14 protein-coding genes are annotated in these 20,933 nt (G+C 72.8%); 4 read left to right on the top strand and 10 right to left on the bottom strand.

Annotated features, from left to right (window positions below):
• Positions 1-123: 123 nt before the first annotated feature.
• The 3 genes from mfd to HHL19_RS30280 form a co-directional block, all read right to left on the bottom strand.
• Positions 124-3,651, bottom strand: coding sequence for a transcription-repair coupling factor (gene mfd, locus HHL19_RS30290; protein ID WP_169093568.1), 3,528 nt, complete (start codon positions 3,649-3,651; stop codon positions 124-126).
• Positions 3,652-3,876: 225 nt separating this feature from the next.
• Entirely contained in the window at positions 3,877-6,450 is a 2,574-nt protein-coding gene (locus HHL19_RS30285; protein ID WP_169093567.1) for an ABC transporter permease, read from the bottom strand.
• The gene (locus HHL19_RS30280; protein WP_169093566.1) at positions 6,447-7,235 is read right to left on the bottom strand and encodes an ABC transporter ATP-binding protein; all 789 of its coding nucleotides are present in this window, start codon (positions 7,233-7,235) and stop codon (positions 6,447-6,449) included. Before HHL19_RS30280 ends, HHL19_RS30285 begins: the two co-directional genes overlap by 4 nt.
• Positions 7,236-7,494: 259 nt before the next feature.
• On the opposite strand from HHL19_RS30280, the gene HHL19_RS30275 reads away from it, so the two are divergent.
• Both HHL19_RS30275 and HHL19_RS30270 read left to right on the top strand, forming a co-directional pair.
• Positions 7,495-9,153, top strand: coding sequence for a transposase (locus HHL19_RS30275; protein WP_169093565.1), 1,659 nt, complete (start codon positions 7,495-7,497; stop codon positions 9,151-9,153).
• Between the two features lie 46 nt (positions 9,154-9,199).
• Entirely contained in the window at positions 9,200-10,714 is a 1,515-nt protein-coding gene (locus tag HHL19_RS30270) for an MFS transporter (RefSeq protein WP_346768462.1), read from the top strand.
• 317 nt (positions 10,715-11,031) lie between these two features.
• Here HHL19_RS30270 and HHL19_RS30265 read toward each other — a convergent pair whose 3' ends face one another.
• Together HHL19_RS30265 and HHL19_RS30260 are read right to left on the bottom strand one after the other, a co-directional pair.
• Positions 11,032-11,220 (bottom strand): DUF397 domain-containing protein, encoded by a 189-nt coding sequence (locus HHL19_RS30265; protein WP_169093564.1) that lies wholly within the window; start codon positions 11,218-11,220, stop codon positions 11,032-11,034.
• The gene (locus HHL19_RS30260) at positions 11,217-12,059 is read right to left on the bottom strand and encodes a helix-turn-helix transcriptional regulator (protein ID WP_346768461.1); all 843 of its coding nucleotides are present in this window, start codon (positions 12,057-12,059) and stop codon (positions 11,217-11,219) included. The genes HHL19_RS30265 and HHL19_RS30260 overlap by 4 nt, the downstream gene beginning before the upstream one ends.
• A 104-nt stretch (positions 12,060-12,163) precedes the next feature.
• Between HHL19_RS30260 and HHL19_RS30255 the strand changes: the two genes are divergently transcribed.
• Both HHL19_RS30255 and HHL19_RS30250 read left to right on the top strand, forming a co-directional pair.
• Positions 12,164-12,616: an ATP-binding protein gene (locus tag HHL19_RS30255; protein WP_169093563.1), complete on the top strand. Its 453-nt coding sequence runs from the start codon at positions 12,164-12,166 to the stop codon at positions 12,614-12,616.
• Between the two features lie 43 nt (positions 12,617-12,659).
• Positions 12,660-13,223, top strand: a complete 564-nt coding sequence (locus HHL19_RS30250) for a nitroreductase family protein (protein WP_169093562.1) — start codon at positions 12,660-12,662, stop codon at positions 13,221-13,223.
• A gap of 4 nt (positions 13,224-13,227) precedes the next feature.
• On the opposite strand, the gene HHL19_RS30245 is transcribed toward HHL19_RS30250, so the two are convergent.
• The 5 genes from HHL19_RS30245 to HHL19_RS30225 all read right to left on the bottom strand — a co-directional run bounded on the left by HHL19_RS30245 (position 13,228) and on the right by HHL19_RS30225 (position 20,625).
• Complete coding sequence (locus HHL19_RS30245) at positions 13,228-15,504, bottom strand: VCBS repeat-containing protein (RefSeq protein WP_169093561.1); 2,277 nt, start codon at positions 15,502-15,504, stop codon at positions 13,228-13,230.
• A gap of 39 nt (positions 15,505-15,543) precedes the next feature.
• Complete coding sequence (locus HHL19_RS30240; protein ID WP_169093560.1) at positions 15,544-15,921, bottom strand: VOC family protein; 378 nt, start codon at positions 15,919-15,921, stop codon at positions 15,544-15,546.
• Between the two features lie 9 nt (positions 15,922-15,930).
• On the bottom strand, positions 15,931-16,893 hold the full coding sequence (locus tag HHL19_RS30235) for a cellulose-binding protein (protein WP_240981971.1): 963 nt from the start codon (positions 16,891-16,893) through the stop codon (positions 15,931-15,933).
• A 152-nt stretch (positions 16,894-17,045) separates the two neighbouring features.
• Complete coding sequence (locus HHL19_RS30230) at positions 17,046-19,619, bottom strand: SUKH-4 family immunity protein (protein WP_169093559.1); 2,574 nt, start codon at positions 19,617-19,619, stop codon at positions 17,046-17,048.
• A gap of 7 nt (positions 19,620-19,626) precedes the next feature.
• Positions 19,627-20,625, bottom strand: coding sequence for an SMI1/KNR4 family protein (locus tag HHL19_RS30225; RefSeq protein WP_169093668.1), 999 nt, complete (start codon positions 20,623-20,625; stop codon positions 19,627-19,629).
• Positions 20,626-20,933 lie beyond the last annotated feature (308 nt).

Raw genomic sequence — 20,933 nt, 5'->3', positions numbered from 1 at the left:
GAGGACGAGCCCGGAAAGGACGACGGCGGGAGCGGCGGCACGGTGGAGCCTTCGGCGTATCAGCACCCGGGAATCCTAGGCACGGAAACCGCCGATAGCGCGCCTTTCATACCGTTCCGACGGCTAGTCCAGGATCGTCGTCAGGAACTCGCCCGTCCAGGCGAGGAGTTCGCGGCCGACGAGGGGCTTGCCGCCGATGGGGCGGGTGGCGGGGCGGGGGACCAGGATCTGGTGGACGGCCGGTTTGATGACGGACTTGGGGTGGAGGCGCTTCAGGCGGAGCTCCTGGGACTCGCGGAGTTCCACGGGGGCGAAGCGGATGTTGGGGCCCTGGAGGACGATCTCGCCGACGCCGCAGGCGCGGGCCAGCATGCGCAGGCCGGCGACGAGGAGGAGGTTCTCGACCGGCTCGGGCAGCTTGCCGTAGCGGTCGGTGAGCTCCTCCCGTACGGCCGTGATGTCCTCCTCCGAGTTCGCCGAGGCGATGGCGCGGTAGGCCTGGAGGCGGAGGCGCTCGCCGGGGGCGTAGTCGTGGGGGACGTGGGCGTCGACCGGCAGCTCGATCTTGACCTCCAGCGGGGCCTCCTCCTCCGCGGCGCCCTCCAGGGAGGCGCGGTAGTCCGCGACGGCCTCGCCGACCATGCGGACGTACAGGTCGAAGCCGACGCCCGCGATGTGGCCGGACTGCTCGCCGCCGAGGAGGTTGCCCGCGCCGCGGATCTCCAGGTCCTTCATCGCCACGTACATGCCGGCGCCCATCTCGGTGTGCTGCGCGATGGTCGCCAGCCGCTCGTGGGCGGTCTCCGTGAGCGGCTTCTCCGGCGGGTAGAGGAAGTAGGCGTAGCCGCGCTCGCGGCCCCGGCCGACGCGGCCGCGGAGCTGGTGGAGCTGGGAGAGGCCGAAGTTGTCGCCGCGCTCCACGATGAGGGTGTTGGCGTTGGAGATGTCGATGCCGGACTCGACGATCGTCGTCGAGACGAGCACGTCGAACTTCTTCTCCCAGAAGTCCACGACGACCTGCTCCAGGGCCGACTCCGTCATCTGGCCGTGGGCCGTCGCGATCCGCGCCTCGGGGACGATCTCGCGGAGCCGGGCCGCCGCGCGGTCGATGGAGTCCACACGGTTGTGGATGTAGAAGACCTGGCCCTCGCGGAGCAGTTCGCGGCGGATCGCCGCGCCGATCTGCTTCTCCTCGTACGGGCCGACGAAGGTGAGGACCGGGTGCCGCTCCTCCGGCGGGGTGGTGATCGTCGACATCTCGCGGATGCCCGTGACCGCCATTTCGAGGGTACGGGGGATGGGGGTGGCCGACATGGTGAGGACGTCGACGTTGGCGCGGAGCTTCTTCAGCTGCTCCTTGTGCTCGACGCCGAAGCGCTGCTCCTCGTCGACGATGACCAGGCCGAGGTCCTTGAACTTCGTCTCCGAGGAGAACAGCCGGTGGGTGCCGATGACGACGTCGACGGAACCTTCCTTCAGCCCCTCCAGGGTCGCCTTCGACTCGGTGTCCGTCTGGAAGCGGGACAGCGCGCGGACGTTCACCGGGAACTGTCCGTACCGCTCGGAGAAGGTGCCGAAGTGCTGCTGCACGAGCAGCGTCGTCGGCACCAGGACGGCGACCTGCTTGCCGTCCTGGACCGCCTTGAACGCGGCCCGCACCGCGATCTCCGTCTTGCCGTAGCCGACGTCGCCGCAGATCAGCCGGTCCATCGGGACCGTCTTCTCCATGTCCTCCTTCACCTCGGCGATCGTCGACAGCTGGTCGGGCGTCTCCGCGTACGGGAAGGCGTCCTCCAGCTCCCGCTGCCACGGGGTGTCGGGGCCGAAGGCGTGGCCGGGGGCCGCCATCCGGGCGCTGTACAGCTTGATCAGGTCGGCGGCGATCTCCTTGACCGCCTTCTTCGCCCGCTGCTTCGTCTTCGTCCAGTCCGCGCCGCCCAGCCGGTGCAGGGTGGGCGCCTCGCCGCCGACGTACTTGGTGACCTGCTCCAGCTGGTCCGTCGGGATGTACAGGCGGTCGCCGGGCTGGCCGCGCTTGGCGGGGGCGTACTCGACGAGGAGGTACTCGCGGGTCGCGCCCTGCACGGTCCGCTGCACCATCTCCAGGTAGCGGCCGACGCCGTGCTGCTCGTGCACGATGTAGTCGCCGACCTCCAGGGTCAGCGGGTCGATGGTCTTGCGGCGCTTGGCCGGCATCCGCTGGCCGTCCTTGCCGGCCGCCTTCTGCCCGGACAGGTCCGTCTCGGTGAGGACGGCGAGCTTCAGCGCCGGGTCGACGAAACCGAAGTCGATCGAGCCGCAGGCCACGTGCACGACGGCCGGGTCGACCCGCGTCAGGTCGGCCGTCAGCCGGGCCGCGATGCCCTCCCCGCCGAGCACCTCGACGGTGCGGGACGCCGGGCCATGGGCCTCCGTCACGTACACCGTCCGCCAGCCGTCGGCCAGCCAGCCCTTGGTGTCGGCGAGCGCGCGGGCGGTGTCGCCGCGGTACGTCTCCGGGGCGCGCATGCCGAGCGCGAGGGTGTCGCCGTCGGTCTCGGCGTCGGCCGCGAACGGCGACACCGACCACCACATCATGCCGAGCTCCCGCGCCCGGTCGCGGACGTCCGCGATCCCCCACAGGGAGGCCGCGCCGACGTCGATCGGCGCCTCGCCGCCGCCGGCCGTCGCCGCCCACGAGGCCTGCAGGAACTCCTGGCTGGTGGCGACCAGGTCGGCGGCCCGGGTCCGCACCCGCTCGGGGTCGCAGACGACGGCCATCGCCCCGGCCGGGAGGACGTCGAGCAGCAGCTCCATGTCGTCGACGAGGACCGGCGCGAGGGACTCCATGCCCTCGACGGCGATGCCCTCGGCGATCTTGTTGAGCATCTCGCCGAGCTCCGGGTGCTCCTCGGCGAGGGCCGCCGCCCTCCCCCGCACCTCGTCCGTCAGCAGCAGCTCTCGGCAGGGCGGCGCCCACAGCCCGTGCGCGGCGACTTCGAGGGAGCGCTGGTCGGCGACCTTGAAGTAACGGATCTCCTCGACGTCGTCGCCCCAGAACTCGATCCGGAGCGGGTGCTCCTCGGTCGGCGGGAAGACGTCCAGGATGCCGCCGCGGACGGCGAACTCGCCGCGCTTCTCCACCAGTTCGACCCGGGAGTACGCGGCGGCGGCCAGCCCCTCGACGACCTCGTTCAGATCCGCCGTCCGCCCGGTCCTCAGCGCCACCGGCTCCAGGTCCCCCAGCCCCTTCACCTGCGGCTGGAGAACGGAACGGATCGGCGCGACGACGACGGAGACGGGGCCCGCGGCCGGATCGTCCGGGCTCGGGTGCGCGAGGCGGCGCAGCACGGCGAGGCGACGGCCGACGGTGTCCGAACGGGGCGAGAGCCGCTCGTGCGGCAGCGTCTCCCAGGACGGGTACTCGACGACGGTGTCCGGGTCGAGGAGCGAACGCAGCGCCGCCGCCAGGTCCTCGGCCTCCCGGCCGGTCGCCGTCACCGCGAGCACCGGGCGCCCCGAGTCCCTGGCCAGCGCGGCCACCGCGAAGGGGCGGGCGGCGGGCGGCCCGACCAGGTCCACGTGCGGACGCTTTCCGTCCGACGCGGCCGACACCGCCTCCGCGAGGGCCGCGTCCTTGACGACGAGGTCGAGCAGACCGTGCAGGCTCATGGAGCTTCCATCCCGGTACGTACGAGGGTGAACGGACAAGCGGCAACGCGAACCACCCGACACGTGAACGGGCCGGGGCCTCCACCCTACGACGGCCCCGCCGCGACCGCCGCGCCCGACCACCGCCGTCCCGTCACCCGATGAGGTGAGAGGGACGGCGGTACGGCCCCGGCGCGCACCAGAAGCGCCGGGGCCGTACGCGTACCGGTACCGGTACCGCAACCGCTACTCGCTCGCGATCGCGTTCAGCACGTTCATGCGGCCCGCGCGGAACGCCGGGACCAGCGCCGCGAAGAGGCCCACGAAGGCCGAGCCGACGAAGACCGTGAGGATCGTCGGCCAGGGGATCTCCAGGACGCCGAAGCCCTCCAGCGCGAGGAGCTGCTGCGCGGCCGTGCCCCAGCCCATGCCCAGGCCGAGGCCGAGCAGCGCGCCGAAGAGGGCGATGACGACCGACTCCAGGCGGATCATGCGGCGCAGCTGCCTGCGGGAGAGGCCGATGGCCCGCATGAGGCCGATCTCGCGGGTGCGCTCGACCACCGACAGGGCGAGGGTGTTCACGACCCCCAGGATCGCTACGACGATCGCGAGCGCCAGCAGGCCGTAGACGATGTTCAGGAGCTGCCCGACCTGGTTCCGGAGGTCCTCCTTGTAGTCGGCCTGGTTGGAGACCGTGTACTGGGGGTACGGGGCGAGCGCCTTCTTCAGGGACTCGTACGCCGCCTCCTCCTGGCCGTCCTTCGCGCTCGCGAGCAGCAGCACGCTCGCCGGCAGCCGCTCGGCCGGCAGGTGCGCGCGGGCGGTGGTGACGTTCGTGTACAGCGCGCCGTTGTCGACGTTCCCGGTGTCGGCCGTGATCGCCGCGACCTTCAGCTTCGCCGTCGAGCCGTGCGCGAAGGCGACGGTGAGGGTGTCGCCGACCTTCACGCCGTGCGCGGTGGCGTAGTCGCTGCCGACGGACATCGCGCCGGGGGCGTACGCGGCGGCCAGGTCGCCGGAGGTCACCTCGCGCCGGAGGTCGGCGGCGTACGACGGTTCGGTCGCCGCCAGCCACTCCTTGGAGACGGTGCCGGCCGGGTCGGTGATCCGCACGTCCACCGGCCGGTACTCGGTGACGTGGTCGAGGCCCGTCACCTTCTCGACCGCGGCCTGCGCCTGCGGCACGATCGGCGCGCCCATCCGGTTCTGCACGATGTAGTCCGCGCCGACGGACCGGTCGAGCTCGTCGGTGGCCGAGGCGACCATGGAGGAGCCGACGACGGAGAGGCAGGCGACGAGCGCGAGGCCGATCATCAGGGCGGCGCCGGTCGCGCCGGTGCGGCGCGGGTTGCGGAGCGCGTTCCGCTCGGCCATCCGGCCGACGGGCCCGAAGACCCGCAGGACGACCAGGCCCAGGGCGCGGACGACACCGCCCGCGAGGACCGGGCCGATGACGACGAAGCCGAGCAGGGACAGTACGACGCCGACGCCGAGCCAGAGCGAGCCCGTGCCGGCCTTCTCGGCCTCGGTCGCGGCCCACAGCGCCCCGCCGCCGGCGAGGGTGAGGAGCAGGCCGAGGGCGCCGCGGACCCGGCCCGCGCGGCCGTCGGCGGGAGTGCCGGCGTCGCGGAGGGCGGCCATCGGGGAGACCTTGCCGGCCCGGCGGGCGGGCACGTACGCGGCGAGGACGGTGACGAGGACGCCGAGGGCGAGACCGACGACGGGGGTGGTCCAGGCGACGGTGAGGTCGCGGGTGGACAGCTCCATGCCCATGGTCGACATGAGTTCCATCAGGCCGACGGCGAGCCCGACCCCGGCGGCGACGCCGGCGACCGAGCCGATCAGTCCGAGGAGGACGGCCTCGACGAGGACGGAGCGGTTGATCTGCTTCCGGCTCGAACCGATGGCCCGCAGCAGGCCGATCTCGCGGGTGCGCTGGGCGACCAGCATGGAGAAGGTGTTGACGATGAGGAAGATGCCGACGAGGAAGGCGATCCCGGCGAAGCCGAGCATCGCGTACTTCATGATGTCGAGGAATTCGCCGACGTCCTCGCGGCCCGCGTCCGCCGACTCCGCCGCGGTCTGGATCCTGTATCCGGCACCCAGTGCGGTGGCGACGTCCGCCTTCAGCGTCTCGTCGGAGACACCCGGCTCCGCCTCCACCATGACCTGCGTGAACAGCCCCTCCTTACCGAGGAGTTCGCGCTGCGCGGTGGCGGTGTCGAAGTAGACGACGGTGGCACCCGGGTTGGTGACCTTGAACTCGACGATGCCGGAGACGGTGGCGGTGAAGTCACCGGCGCCGGAGATCGTCCGCAGCGGGTCGCCGAGCTTCAGACCGTGCTTGTCGGCGGTGCCCCGGTCCACGACCACGTCGGTGGGGCCGCGCGGCTCGTGCCCCTCGGCGAGCTCGACCGAACGGAGCTCGTACGGGCTCCAGTTGACGGCGATCGTCGGGGCCCCGGTGGTCGGCCCGACGTTCTTGTCGTCCTTGTCGACGACGGTGACGCCCAGGGAGGCGACGGAGCCCTGTGCGGCCTCGACGCCCGCCACCTTCCGCACGTCGGCGACGACGGAGGCCGGGAAGGACTCGGGACGGCCGGTGTCCGGGGTCTCGTCCGTCGGGTCGGCCGCCGCCGGGGAGACGGTGACGTCGGAGGCGGTGACGGCGAAGAGCTTGTCGAAGGTCGTGTTCATGGTGTCGGTGAAGACCAGGGTCCCGGACACGAACGCGACGGAGAGGAGCACGGCGACGGCGGAGAGCGCCATCCGGCCCTTGTGCGCGAGGAGGTTGCGCAGCGAGGTTCTGAAGACGGTCATGACGTCCGCCCGCGCGCGTCGAAGTCCTTCATACGATCCAGGACGGCTTCGGCGGTGGGCCGCTCCATCTCGTCGACGATCCGCCCGTCCGCGAGGTACAGCACCCGGTCCGCGTAGGAGGCGGCGACCGGGTCGTGGGTGACCATGACGATCGTCTGCCCCAGCTCGTCCACGGAGCGGCGCAGGAAGCCGAGGACCTCGGCGCCGGCCCGCGAGTCGAGGTTTCCGGTCGGCTCGTCGCCGAAGATGATCTCCGGCCGGGCGGCGAGCGCCCGCGCGACGGCGACGCGCTGCTGCTGGCCGCCGGAGAGCTCGGTGGGCCGGTGCTTGAGGCGTCCGGCGAGCCCGACGGTCTCGACGACCTGGTCCAGCCACTCCTTGTCGGGCCTGCGGCCCGCGATGTCCATGGGCAGCGTGATGTTCTCCAGGGCGCTCAGCGTCGGCAGCAGGTTGAACGCCTGGAAGATGAAGCCGATCCGGTCCCGGCGCAGCTGGGTGAGCTTCTTGTCCTTGAGGCCGGTGATCTCGGTCTCGTCGAGGAAGATCTGCCCGCCGGTGACGGTGTCGAGCCCGGCGAGGCAGTGCATCAGCGTCGACTTGCCGGACCCGGAGGGCCCCATGATCGCGGTGAACTGCCCCCGCCGGATGTCCACGTCGACGTGGTCGAGGGCGACGACCCGGGTCTCCCCCGCCCCGTACGCCTTGACGACCTGCCGCGCCCGCGCGGCGACGGCCGTCTTCCCTCCGGTACCCCCGTGCCTGGGAATGGTCACAGCCGAAGTCACGGTCTTCTCCTCAACGGAAGCGGGTGGTTGTTGTAAGACCAAGCTAAGAACCGCACCCGTCCCTTCTCGTCCTCCGCCGGGACGACCGTCCCCTGGCTCGCATGAGGGAAGGCCCCCTAGGGGTTCTTCCTCCTGCTGGTGGAGCGTGTTCGAGGGTGTCCTGCTGTAGGGGCATGGGAATGGACATTCACATCTCGAATGCGTGACCTTCACCAGCGGGGCTCGTTGCCCAGGGCAGGGACTTCGGAGCGGGGGTGGAGTGGTGGGAGTGCGGACGATTGCCACGCCCTTCGCGGTATCCGGCCCCACTGGTGTTGCGGTGCGAGACCGACTCAAGCACCTCACCGACGAGGACGACCGGGTCCTACGGTTGGTCGGCGACCACCTGGGCTCGCTGGCCTCCGCCGATCTCCGGGCCCGATGCGCGGATGCTCTGGAGCATTCCGCGGAGTCGTGGGCAATGCGCAAGCGCATGCTGACGCCTGTGTCGTCGTCGCGGTGGGCAGGGTCGGTGACCAAGGCGTCGCACGATCAGTGGGCTTTGGCCCGACGCTGCCAGGCCGCACACATCCAGAACCTGGAAGCCGGAATCGGGATGCTGCGGCATCGCCTGTCCTTGCCTATCGGCCAGCGCGGCTCGAAGCGGACTCCGGGTGGGTACCGGTCACGGCAGGAGTGGCATGCGAAGTCCCGGCGTCTGGGTGTGCTGGCCGATCGGCAAACTGCCGCCGTCTCGGATTGGCGGACGGGCCGGGTACGAGTGGTACGGGGCGGCAAGCGGATACTGAATTCCCTCCACCACCTCGACGAGGCCGGCCTGACCAAAGCCGGGTGGCGCGAGCGGTGGGAGGCGGAACGCTGGTTTCTGTCCGCCGACGGGGAGTCGGGGAAGCGGTACGGGAACGAAACCATCCGCGTCAGCCCTGACGGAGGGGTGTCGATCAGACTGCCCGCGCCGCTCGCCAGGCTCGCGAACGCCCCGCACGGACGGTACGTCCTCACCTCCAAGGTGCATTTCCCGCACCGGGGCAACGAGTGGGCCGACCGGATCGAGGCCAACCGCGCCGTGGCCTACCGCATCCACCTGGACGTGACCAAGGGCCGCTGGTACCTGACCGCTTCCTGGCAGCTCTCACCGACGAAGACCGTCCCGGTCGAGGCCGCCCTGGCCGACGGTGTGATCGGTGTCGACACCAACACCGACCACCTCGCCGCCTGGCGCCTGGACACCCATGGCAACCCGATCGGGCACCCGCGGAGGTTCTTCTACGATCTCGGCGGGTCGGCCGACCACCGAGACGCCCAGGTCCGCCACGCCCTGACCCGGCTGCTGAACTGGGCCAAGACCTGCGGAGTGAGGGCGATCGCGATCGAAGACCTCGACTTCCAGGCCGAGAAGACCAGGGAGAAACACGGCCGCAAGCGCCGGTTCCGGCAGCTCATCTCCGGCATGCCCACCGGCCGCCTCCGCGCGCGCCTCACCTCCATGGCCGACGCCACCGGTATCGCGATCATCGCCGTCGACCCGGCCTACACCAGCCGCTGGGGCGCCCAGCACTGGCAGAAACCCCTCACCGGTAAGACCCGCAAGACCACCCGTCACGATGCGGCGAGCATCGCGATCGGGCGACGCGCCCAAGGGCACCCGATCCGGCGACGGACGGCACCGCCCCGCGACGACCAGAGCGATCGTCACGGGCATCGGACCGTCCAGGCTCGACCGGAATCCCTCGGGCGTGAGGAACCCCGCCCCCGCATCCCCGGACCACGACCAGGAGTCGTGTCGCCGGACGCGGCGAGAACGCGGGCGACCAGGACACCCAAAACCGTTCGGGATGTCCGCAGTGACCAGGAATGGGTCCAAGACTCACTCCTGCTCACTGACCAGGAACGGTTCCTCGGCCCGTGGTCGGAGTGAGACCCTGTCCGCGCACATTTAGGTGTACGAAGAAAGGAAGAGGCGCGTGGCAGCGGACGGGAGAACGGCCCCGGAACGGACCGGCCTGGAGAAGCCGCCCGCGAACCCGCGCCGCGGCCCCGTCGTCGCCGCCCTGATGCTCTGCATGGGGCTCGCCGCGCTCGACGGCACCATCGTCGCCACCGCCGTCCCGCAGATCGTCGGCGACCTCGGCGGACTCTCCGTCTTCTCCTGGCTCTTCTCCGGCTACCTCCTCGCCGTCACCGTCACCCTCCCCGTGTACGGCAGACTCAGCGACACCTACGGCCGCAAGCCGGTCCTCGTCGCCGGCACCGTCCTCTTCCTCCTCGGCTCCCTGCTCTGCGCCGCCGCCTGGAACATGGCCGCGCTCATCGCCTTCCGCGTCGTCCAGGGCCTCGGCGGCGGCGCCCTCCAGGGGACCGTCCAGACCGTCGCCGCCGACCTGTACCCGCTCAGGGAACGCCCCAGGATCCAGGCGAAGCTCTCCTCCGTCTGGGCCACCTCCGCCGTCGCGGGCCCGGCGGTCGGCGGCCTCCTCGCCGGATACGCCGACTGGCGCTGGATCTTCCTCATCAACCTGCCGCTCGGCGCCGCCGCCCTCTGGCTGATCGTCCGCCACCTCAAGGAGCCCGCCAGGCCCCCTCGTACGGCTCCGGTCCGCGTCGACTGGGCGGGCGCGCTCGGCGTCTTCGCGACCGGCGCGCTGCTCCTGACCGCGCTCGTCCAGGGCGGCGTGGCCTGGCCGTGGCTCTCGCCCCCGTCCCTGGCCCTCCTCGGCGGAGCGGCCGTCCTCGCCGCCGCGACCGTGGCCGTCGAACGTCGGGCGGCGGAGCCCATGCTCCCCGGCTGGGTGTGGCGCCGCCGCACCATCGCCGCCGTCAACCTCGCCCTCGGCGCCCTCGGCCTCCTCATGGTCGCCCCGACCGTCTTCCTCCCGACCTACGCCCAGTCGGTCCTGGGCCTGGGCCCGATCGCCGCCGGCTTCGTCCTCTCCGCCTGGACCCTGAGCTGGCCGATCTCCGCGGCCTTCTCCAACCGCGTCTACACCCGCATCGGCTTCCGCCTGACCGCCGTCCTCGGCATCTCCGGCGCCCTCGCCTGCCTGCTCGCCTTCCCCTTCCTCCCCTACCCCGGCGAGGCCTGGCAACCGGCCCTCCTGATGCTCCTGCTGGGCGCCTGCCTCGGCCTCTTCCAGCTCCCCCTCATGGTCGGCGTCCAGTCGACCGTCCCCTACGAGGAACGCGGCACCACCACCGCCTCCGTCCTCTTCTGCCGCCAGGTCGGCCAGAGCGTCGGCGCCGCCGCCTTCGGCGCGGTCGCGAACACCGTCCTCGCCGCCCGCCTCGGCGCCGACACCGACCTCGACACCCTCGCCCGCTCCCTCGACACCACCGACGCGATCCGCCGCGCGGTCGACGCGGCCGTCGACCGGGTCTACTTCGGCGCCGCGGCAGCCGCCGCCCTCGCCCTCCTCGCCCTCCTCACCCTGGCCCCCCGCCGCTTCCCGGTCCTGAAGGAGGTGTCGGACACCGAGCAGTAGATGAAGACTGGTATCCGTGGAGGAATGGACACCAGCCGAGCAGGCCCTGAGTCGCTCGTACGTCACCGCCGACGGGCTCCGGTTCGACGTCACCGAGATGTCGGTCGAACACCATCCGGACCGCAGCGCGACGCTGACGTACCGGCTGACCGTGAGCCACCGAGGCCGCCCGGACGAACGATGGGTGGTCACCCTGCCCTGGCACGACAAGTCCTGGGCGGACGTGCTCGACTCGCCTGAGCTCTCTCAACACACGCGGGGCCCTGCCCGTCCGGCTCGGACGAGCAGAGCCCCCGTACGTACAAGCGGCGGCTGTACTACTCCGCCGAGGCGAGCCCGACGAACCCGGCCCACGCGTCGTGCGAGACTCGGAGGGCCGGGCGGGCCACGTCCTTGGAGTCCCGGACGTGCACGGCTCCCGCGCCGGACGCGACCTCGATGCACTGGCCGCTGTCACCGCCGCTGTAGCCGCTCTTGAACCAGGCGAGGGATTCGGTGCTGTTCATAGCTCTCCCAGCAACTTCTCGATGAACTCCAGCGACTCTCGCGGGCTGAGAGCCTGCGACCTGATGACGCCGAAGCGCACGGCGGCGACGGTGACCTGCCCCGGTTCGGCCATCAGCGACATCTGATGGGTCGCCTCGAAGTACAGGAACTGCTTCCCGTCCTTGCGGGTGGCAATGGTGAACGGACCACTCACACCAGCGTTGTCCTCGCATGTGAACGGCATGATCTGAATGTCGGTGTGCGGCTCGTGCCCGAGCAGGAGCAGCTGCTCCAGCTGCCCGCGAAGAACCTTCTCACCGCCGTACCTCTGCCGCAGCACCGCCTCGTCCATGATGAAGCTGTTCAGCGGTTCCGGGCGCCGTCCGAACATCACCTTCTGCCGGGCCAGCCGGTCCGTCACTCGCTGCTCGATCGTCTCCTGATCCAGAAGCGGACGCCGCATGGCCAGGAGCGCTCTCATGTACTCCTCGGTCTGAAGCAGTCCACTGATCACGAACTTCTCGTAGTGAAGAAGCTCGATCGCCGTCCTCTCCAGCTCCACCAGACCCTGAAAGCCCGCCGGATACTGCGCCCTCTCCAACTGCCCCTGCCACACCGTCAGCAGCCCGTCGGCACCCAGAAGGCCGTCCGACTGCTCGATCGCGCGGGGCGGAGGGATCCTCCGCCCCTGCTCGAACGACGCGATGGTGGAGACCGAGTAGCCGAGCCGCCTGCCCAGCTCCTCCCGCTCCATCCCCGCCTTCGTCCGCAGCGTCTTCAAGGTCTTCCCGAACGCCACCGCGATACCCTCACCAGCCCTCGTGACGGCCCGCCCCACCTCCGGCACCTCTTCTTCCACCCGCACCCCACCTCTCGTACCTGCGCCGGCACGGCGCGTACAAGCGGATCGCGTCGGCGTGTCACCACTGGTCACGCTACGCCACCAAGAGGAGCTTGGAGGGCATGACGAGCAACATCGGCAGCCCCACCGGCCCCTCCCAACTCTCCAGCGCCTCCCCTTACTTGAACACCCGCACCTTCGCCATGCGGTTCACCTCCACGCCCCGGGGCGCGCGGCTCGCGCGGCGGCTGGTCGCCGTCCGGCTGGACGAGTGGGGCGTGGCGTACGCCACCGAGGCGCACGAGGGCGTCGTGCTGGTCGCGGCCGAGCTGGCGACGAACGCGGTGCGGCACGGGCACGTGCCGGGGCGGGACTTCCACCTCTCGCTGCGCGTCACGGAGGCGCCCCGGCCGGTCGCGCGGGTCGAGGTGAGCGACACCCGGGCCGAACGCGTACCGCGCTCGGACGGAGGGCGGGGGTTGCTGCTCGTCGGTGGGATCGCCGAGCGGTGGGGGTGGTATCCGAGGCCCGGCGCGCCGGGGAAGACGGTGTGGGCGGAGTGCGCGCTCGCCTGACGGGCCGGAATAGCCCCGCACGGCGGTGGGGTTGGAACCCGACATGCGCCTTGATCCGGAACCGTTTGGCGGCGGTCTGCACCCCCTGCTCGCGGGACGGTTCAGTCCGTACCGCTTCGACCCGTCGGGCCGGGTCGACGACCGTGCGCTGCGGCTGCTCCTGGAGGCCGCGCGGTGGGCGCCGTCCGCCGGGAACTCCCAGCCGTGGGGTTTCTTCACGGCCCGCCCCGGCGAGCCGGAGCACGCCCGGCTGCTGCCCCACCTGGCGCCCAGTTCGGCCCGCTGGGCGACGGACGCGGGACTGCTCGTCGTCACGCTCACGCGCCGGTACGTCGGCGAACCGGACGTCCAGTACTCCGAGTTCGCCGACTACGACCTCGGGCAGGCCATCGCCCACATGACCCTCCAGGCCCAGGCGATGGGCCTGTCGGCCCACCAGTTCCGCGCCTTCGACCTGGAGGGGCTCACCAAGGAGCTGGACCCCGCCCCGGGGTGGGCCGTCGTGTCAATGGTGGCCCTCGGCAGGGCCGCCGACACCCCGCCCGAGGCCCGGGAGCGGCGCAGCGTCGCGGAGCTGCTCGCCGCCCCCTGGGCCCCGGCGGAGTAGCGGATCAGAAGAGGGAGTCGTACGCCGAGTCCTGCGTCAGGCTCGCTCCCGCGCCGCGCTTGAAGGGGGCGGACCAGTCGCCGGTGCCGGCGTAGAAGGTCTCGTCGCCGTTCCAGGCGACGAGGTCGGCGCGCCCGTCGCCGTTGGCGTCGCCGACGGCGGTGAGGCCCTTGAACTTGCCCCAGCCGCCGCCGACCTGCTTGCGGGCGGTGAAGGTGCCGTCGCCCTTGCCGAGGTACAGCCACAGCACGCCGGAGCGGTCCCGGGCGAGGAGGTCGCCGGCTCCGGCGCCGCCGAGGTTCCCGGCGGCGGTGATCTCGTTGTAGATCTGCCAGCCGCCGCCGATCCGCTTGCGCGGCGAGAAGGGCGTCTTGGCGTTCCCCGTGCCCGCGTAGAGCCACAGGACGCCGGTCTTGTCGACGGCGAGGACGTCGGGCCGCCGGTCGCCGGTGACGTCGCTGCCGCCGGTGATCCGGTCGTACGTCTGCCACCCGCCGCCGATCTGCGTCCGGGGCGCGAGCGGGGCGTTCCGGTCGCCGGTGCCCTGGTAGAGCCAGAGCACGCCGGAGCGGTCGCGGGCGATGCTGTCGGGGGCGGAGCTTCCCGCCACGTTCCCGACGGACACCAGCCGGTCGTACACCTGCCAGCCGCCGCCCACCCGCGAACCGCCGGTCCCGGTGAGCGAGCCGCCCGTGGCGGCGGGCCGGGTGCCGTAGCGCCACAGGACGCCCTGCGGGTCCCGGGTGAGGAGGTCGGCGGTGCCGTCGTCGTCGTAGTCGTGCGCGGCGGCGGGCCGGGTCACGGAGAACCGTCCGGTGGCGACGAGGTCGGGGCCGATGCCGTCGTCCGGGCGGGCGGTGAGCTTCCACTCGTACGTTCCGTTGCGGGCGGGCGCGCCCCAGTCCCCGGCCTCCAGGTCCTTGCCGTCCCAGTGCCAGCCGATCCGGCGCGGCGCGCCGGCCGCGCCCTCCGCGGGCCAGGCCTGCGAGACGCTCTTCCCGCTGGGCACGTGGGTCAGGGTCATCGTGACCCGGGCGTCTCCCCGGGAGAGGTCCCAGCCGAAGTCGACGCCGCGCGCCGCCTGTTCGCCGGTGATCTCGCTCGGGGTGGTGTGGCCGGTGAGGGTGACGACGGTCGACTGTCCGGTGGACGCGACGAGTTCGACCTGCGGGACGCCGTCGTCGGCGCGCGGCGAGATCCGGTACAGCCCTTCGCCGTGCTCGGGGGTGCCGCCGCGCACGAGCAGGGAGCCGCCGGGACCGACGACGGCGGAGGAGAACGCGGTGAGCAGGACGGCCGTCTCCCCGGGCCGCTCGACCGACCGGACGGTGAACGGCAGCCGCGTCGTGGCCTCCCCGCCCTCGGCGGACCCGGCCCCGTCGATGTGGGCCTTCTGGCCGGACGCCATCCAGCCTCCGATGAGGTACACGGGGTCGCTCGCGTCGTACTCCGACGGGAACCAGAGCCGCCCGGTCGAGCCGCCGCGCCGGAGGACGACGATCCCGTCGCCGCCCGGCACCCGGGCCTCCCGCCAGGCCACGTGGGTGGCGGAGACCGCGCCGTCCCAGGCCCACGCGTCCGGGCCGACGAGGTGCCAGCGGGTCTCGCCGGTGGCGAGATCGGCGAAGATCTTGGCGGGGAGCCTCTCGTCGCCCACCCGGCAGTCGTAGAGCGCGGCGCCGGCGCCGGTCCAGGCACCGTCGCCGTTGTCGCAGTCGAGCTGGACGCCGCCCGCCACCTGGCGGAACTGCGGCGTGCCGCCCGCGAGGACGCCGGCGTCGAGAGTGGTGGCGTACTGGATCGTGTGGCCGTCCTCGTACCGCTCGACGAGGAGGGTGTCGCCCGCCAGGCCCGCGTACGTGTAGTCGCCGAGCGCGTCGAGGTCGATCACGACCGGCGCGGCGTCCGGCTTCGCCATGTCGTAGACCTTCAGGAGCGAGCTCACGCTCATCAGCTTCCGGTCGCCGGTGACGACGAGATCCGAACCGCCGCCCGCCGCGTCGGCGCCCTGCAGCGCCACCGACGACCCGTCCCCGTACCGCGTCCACCGGAACTCCGGTGTCTCGCCGCGGGTCTTCGACAGGAAGCCGCTCGGGCCCGCGCCGACGACGTCCGCGTCGCGCGGGAACGGTACGGCGGCGGACGCCTGCTGGTCCTGCGCGGCGACCGGCGCGGCGGCGGCCGGGAGCGTGGTGAGCGTGCCGCCGGTGGCGGCGAGGACGACGGTGACGGCGGCGGCCGCGAGCCGGCGGCCGTGCGTGCGTACGTGCTTCACGTGCATGTTCTTCCCTCCCCTGGGAGGGCCGACGCTACCGGACGGTCACCTCCCGCCCCTCTTCCGGGGTGAGACGCAGAAGGGGTGCCCGGCCGGGTCCAGGAGGACGCGCCAGAGGTCGGGGCGGGGCTGGGTGGCGGGGACGGTGGCGCCGAGGGCGGTCAGGGCGGCGACCGCCTCGTCGAGGTCGTCGACGTCGAAGTCGAGGTGGAGTTGGGCCGGGACGTCGCCGTCCGGCCAGGCCGGCGGACGGTGGTCCGCGACCCGCTGGAAGCCCATGACCAGGCCGCTGCCGTCCACCAGGGCGGCGAAGTCGGCGTCGGAGCGTTCGTGCAGGGGCAGCCCCGTGGCCTTCGCGTAGAAGTCGGCGAGGGCCAGGGGGTCGGCGCAGTCGAGGTTCACCGCCGTCAGGTTCATCCGCATACGCGGAGACTACGGGCGGGGTTCCTCACCCGGCTCGGGGTTTTCCGCCGGGGACTCGGCCGGGGACTCGGCCGGGGCCTGCTCCGGCGCTTCCGTGGCCGCGCCGGGCTCCGGCGCCGCCGGGCGGCCCGTCAGCGCGGCGAGGGAGTTGCGGATGTGCTCCATGTGGGAGTGGATCTCGTCGCGGGACTCGTCGTGCTCGCGCAGCAGCCGCTCCGTCGCGCGCTCCGTCCGTTCGGCCTTCAGCCGGGCCTCCGCCAGGAGTTCCGCGGCCTTCGCGTCGGCGTCCTCCTGGCCGTGCCGGGCCTCCTCCTCGGTGCGGGCGCGGGACCGGCGCACCTCCTCCAGGCGGGACTCGGCCTCCGCGACCTGCTCGACGTGGCGGGCGTCGAGCGCGGCGGCGGCCGCCTCCGCCTCGCGGTCGGCGTCGACGCGGGCGGTGCGGTGCTCCTCGGCCTGGCCGGCCAGGAGTTCCGCCGCGCGGTGCGCGGTCTCCTCGTACGCCTCCTGCGCCGCCGCCCTGGCCCCCTCCGCGTCCCGGCCGGCGATGACGGCCAGCTCCTCGGCGCGTTCGCGAGCGGCCTCCAGGGTGGCGCGGGCCTTGGCCTCGGCCGCGGCCCGTACCCCTTCCGCGTACGCCCCGGCCGCCTCCCCGGCCTCCCGGGCCGCCGCGCCCGCCGCCTCCGCGACGGCCTGCGCCTCGGCCTCGGCGGCGCGCACGAGCCGCTCGTCCTCCTGCTCGGCGAGCTTCAGGATCTGCCCGGCGGCCTCGCCCAGGGACTCGTACCGCTGCGGCTTCAACGCCGCGACGGCCTCCCGCAGCCCGGCCAGCTCCGCCTCCATCTCCTCGGCGAGGACGGTCAGCCGCGCGGCCCGCTCCCAGGTCTCGTCGCGGTCCCGGGACAGCGCGTCGACGTACCGGTCGACCTGCTCCGGGCGGTACCCCCGGCCCCGTCCGACGGAGAAACTCATCCTGACGCCCCTTCCCTATGGCCTCACCCACCAGGATGCGCCATAAGAACGGACAAAAGGCGCCCGACGTGATCACACATCGAGCGCCCTTCATCACATTCCGCTCTTACGGGCCGTCAGGACACGCGTCGGAACACGCGTCAGGACACGCCTCAGAGCAGTCCGTCCCACATCTGCTCCAGCAGCACCGACCACCAGTTCTCCGGCGACGACAGCGCCGCCGGATCCAGCATCGCCAGCTGCGCCTGGAAGTCGACCGTCCAGCGGCCCGCCTGCTCCGGCGTGAGCCCGAACCGCAGCCGCCACATCCGGCCAAGGAGCGCCATCGACCGCGTGAACTCCGGCAGCCCGGTGTTCACGAACTGCGCCGGCACCGACGCCCCGCCCGGACCCGCCTCCACCGGCACCGCCACGATGTGCGCGGTCCCGTACTGGACACAGATCGCCCGGCCGAAGTCCGAACCGAGCACCAGGTACGAGCTCGCGTCCGGCGCCGCCGCCACCTGCCGCTGCTGCGCCAGCTCCGCCAGCGTCGGCACCACCGGCACCGCCGGCTGCGCCCAGAAGAACGGCCCGAAGTCCGCCGGAAGCCCCGCCCACATGAGCGTGACCGCCACCAGCTCCGGCACGCCCTGACGCGACACCGCGCGCTGGTCGAACCGGAGGATCCCCGGCCCGAACGCGCCCGCCAGCTCCTGCGCCACGGCCTCCGGCGGCACCGGCGGCGCCGGCTGCACCTGCGGCAGCGGAGCCCGTACCGGAGCGGGCCGCGCGGGCCCGTCCGCCACCTGGTGCAACTCGCCCTGATGGGTGAGGAGTTGACGCATGCCCTGCTGACGGCCCGCGTGATCGCGGCCGTACGGGGCGATGCTGGTGATCCGCGCCTGCGGCCACGTCTCCCGGATCATCCGCGCGCAGTAACCGCCCGGCAGCTCACAGGACGCCAGCTCCGTGTGGAGCTCAAGGACCTGCTGCGGCGGCACACCGAGCCCGCGCAGCTCGTGCAGGATCTGCCACTCCGGATGCGGGGTGCCCGGGGCCGAACGCCGGATGATCTGCTGCTCCGAACCGTCCGGCGCCCGGTACCGCAGCACCGCCTGGTACCCGGGACCGACCGTCGGCACACCGGCCGGCGGCTGCTGCGGATACCCGTAGGCCGGAGACGGAGCGGGGGCAGGGGCGGGGGCGGGGGCGGGGGCGGGAGCCGGGACCGGGCCCGGTGCCTGCGGCGCCGCCGGGGCCGGACCCGGCGGAGGCACCGGCGCGCCCGGACCCGCCGGACCCGGCTGGGCCAGCATCGTCGGCGCGTGCTCGATGCCGTGCGCCGGCGTCCCCGCGCCACCGGCAGCGCCCGGAGCGCCCGGAGCGCCGGGAGCACCCGGCGGCGGGGGCGGCGGAGGCACGTTGCCGCCGCCGGACGGACCCGCCTGCCCGGGATGCGCCAGCATCGTCGCCGCGTGGTGCACCGGCTGCGGCGGCGTCACCGGCCCCGGCGGCGCGGGCGGCGGAGGCGTACCCGGAGCCCCTGGAGCCCCCGGCCCCACCGGCACACCCGGCGCCGGCGTCTGCGGCACCAACTGCGTCGGTACGTACGCGGGCGCGGGCGCGGGCCCGCCGGACGTCGCACCGGGCACCCCCGGCGGGGGCGGCGGCGCGACCGGCGCCGGCGCCTGCTTCTTCGGCGGCAGCGTCGCCTTGCTCGTCGCCGCGTCCGCGATGTCCCCCGCACCCGGCGCGACCGGCGGAGCGACGGGCGGCGGCGGAGTGGCACCCGGAGCCACCGGGGCCACCGGCGGCACGGGCGGCGGCGTCGCACCCTGCGGCGCGGGCGCCGACGGGTCCAGACGCGGCGCCACGGCCGTCTTCGGCAGCGCGCTCCCGCCCTGCATCAGCGCCGTCGGCGCGTCCGCGCCCACCACCGGCAGCGGCGTGTCCTCGTCGTCGGCCCCCGACAGCGGCGGCGCGAACACCGTCGCCGGCAGCGGTACGCCCTCCACACCGCCGGAGCTCGCGTTGGCGTCCGCCCACGGACCGGCCGGCGCCGACGTCGGAACCCCGTCCATCGCCGTCGGCTCGTACCCGTCCCCGTCCGACGACGCGGAGGAGGACGACGAAGGAGAGGACGACGAAGAAGAGGAGGACGAGGAAGAAGAGTCGAACGAGGGAAGCGGGATCGCCGCGGCAGGCGTCTCCGACCCGTCCGACCCGTCCGACGCGTCCGCCCCGGCCGACGACACCGACACCGAAGCCGCGACCGCCTCCGGGCCCGACGCCGGAACCACGTCCCCGCCCGTGTCCGGCTCGCCCTGCGCCTCGCCCCGTTCCTCCTGCGACGCGTTCGGCCGCTGCGGCAGACCGATCTTGTCCGCCGCGTCCTGCAACCACTCCGGCGGACTCAGCAGGAACGACGTCTGGTTCAGGTCGATCCGCGCCGGCTGCGCGGCCGGAGCCGGCACCGCCTCCTCCGCCGCCCCGTACTCCTCCTCGTACCGGCGGATCACCTCACCCACCGGCAGCCCCGGCCACAGCGTCGCCTCGCCCGAATCCCGCGCGATCACCAGCCGCTGCCGGCCGTTGTCCGACGTCGGACCGCCCTCGCGGTCCTCCGCCCACACCACGAACCCCAGACCGAACTCCCGCACCCGCACCTCCTGGTGCAGATACGGCGGCAGATCGCCGTTGATCCACTCCTCGGCGCGCTCCTGCGCCTGCGCGAACGTCACCACAGCCGGCTCACTCTCCCACCGGGACCACGGGCACGGCGCGCGCGAAGCCGCCGTCCACCATCAGATTCGCGACCGTCTCCAGCTCCGGCGGATTACCGGCCAGCCGCAGCAGGAACGCGTCGAAGTCCTCACCACACGGAAGCAGCAGACGCTCCACCCGCTCGTTCACCGACCACCCCGCGGCCTCCTCACCGGAGTCCCGCACGTCGTCGAAGGCGCAGAACCACACGGAACCCACGCCCGCGCCCCGCACCTTCACCGCGACCAGACCACCCTGCACGAACGCCACCCCCAGGTAGTCCTTCGTCAGATGGTCCCGCAGACACTTGTTGACGTAGACGAGGTCGTTGACCCCCGCCTCCTCACGCACCGTGAAGAACGGCTGGTCCACGAGCAGACCCAGCTCCGCGTCGAGCGCCGCGCCCACCGGCGCGCACCCGCCCGCCGCCTTCAGGAACGAGCGGTACGCCCCCGGCAGCCGGTAGCCGAGATCCTCCTCGACCCCCTGCAACTGCTGCTCCGACACCGACATCCCCGACTTCGGCAGCCCGAAGTGCACCGGACGCGTCTCCTGCAACTGCCGCGTCCCCCGCTTCGCGTGGTCCACCGCCGCTGTCGCCACGCCACCGTGATGCCGCAGCAGCGCCTTCACCTCGACCGGCACCAGTTCGAGCCGGCGCGAACCCGCCACGTGGTGCCACGTCCAGCCGTGCGGCGTCGCCACCGCCGGAATCGTGTCCCACAGCTCGTGCCCGGTCGCCGCCATCGCCGCGTTCGCCGACACGTAGTCCGTCAGCCGCAACTCGTCGACACCGAAACCCTCCGGAGGCTCCGCGATCTCCGCCGCCGCACGCGCGTACGGCGAGAAATCCGGGAAACCCCGCTCGTCCACCCGCACCCCGCGCGGATGCCGCGAGGCGCGCACCGGATCCGGGAAGCGCACGACCTGCCCGGCATAGGCCGCGTTCGGTGGCGCGGTGTACTGCCCGAGCCGACCTGTCGTCATGGCGGTTGCCCCCTGCATGGCGTCACTGGCTGCTACTGCTTGCTACTGCTCGCTACGACTCGCCCGCGCCCCGGACACCACTGCTCCCGGCACGCCCGAGCGATCCCGCACAGCCTATGCGCTGCCACAAGAGCACGAACCGGCCCGCGCCCCCACCGGCCCACCCCGCACACCCAGCGTCACGAACCGTCACGAGCCCATGACAGGCCGACCACGGCTCCGACACACCGGCGCGGCGAAACCCCCACCCAGCTTCCCCATATGGCTCCCTATTTGGCAGGCTGTCACCGCAACTCGGGGGATTGCAG

The organism is Streptomyces sp. R302 (genome assembly GCF_012927245.1).
In the GTDB taxonomy this organism is placed as follows: Bacteria; Actinomycetota; Actinomycetes; order Streptomycetales; family Streptomycetaceae; genus Streptomyces.
Note: the sequence above shows the minus strand (reverse complement) of the source record. Positions and strands in the feature narration are given on the sequence as shown.

Bases quoted from the DNA above. Each gene is read 5' to 3' on its own strand.
- mfd (WP_169093568.1), bottom strand. From the start codon at position 3,651: ATGAGCCTGCACGGTCTGCTCGACCTCGTCGTCAAGGACGCGGCCCTC.
- HHL19_RS30285 (WP_169093567.1), bottom strand. From the start codon at position 6,450: ATGACCGTCTTCAGAACCTCGCTGCGCAACCTCCTCGCGCACAAGGGC.
- HHL19_RS30265 (WP_169093564.1), bottom strand. From the start codon at position 11,220: ATGAACAGCACCGAATCCCTCGCCTGGTTCAAGAGCGGCTACAGCGGC.
- HHL19_RS30255 (WP_169093563.1), top strand. From the start codon at position 12,164: ATGACGAGCAACATCGGCAGCCCCACCGGCCCCTCCCAACTCTCCAGC.
- HHL19_RS30250 (WP_169093562.1), top strand. From the start codon at position 12,660: ATGCGCCTTGATCCGGAACCGTTTGGCGGCGGTCTGCACCCCCTGCTC.
- HHL19_RS30245 (WP_169093561.1), bottom strand. From the start codon at position 15,504: ATGCACGTGAAGCACGTACGCACGCACGGCCGCCGGCTCGCGGCCGCC.
- HHL19_RS30240 (WP_169093560.1), bottom strand. From the start codon at position 15,921: ATGCGGATGAACCTGACGGCGGTGAACCTCGACTGCGCCGACCCCCTG.
- HHL19_RS30235 (WP_240981971.1), bottom strand. From the start codon at position 16,893: ATGAGTTTCTCCGTCGGACGGGGCCGGGGGTACCGCCCGGAGCAGGTC.
- HHL19_RS30225 (WP_169093668.1), bottom strand. From the start codon at position 20,625: ATGACGACAGGTCGGCTCGGGCAGTACACCGCGCCACCGAACGCGGCC.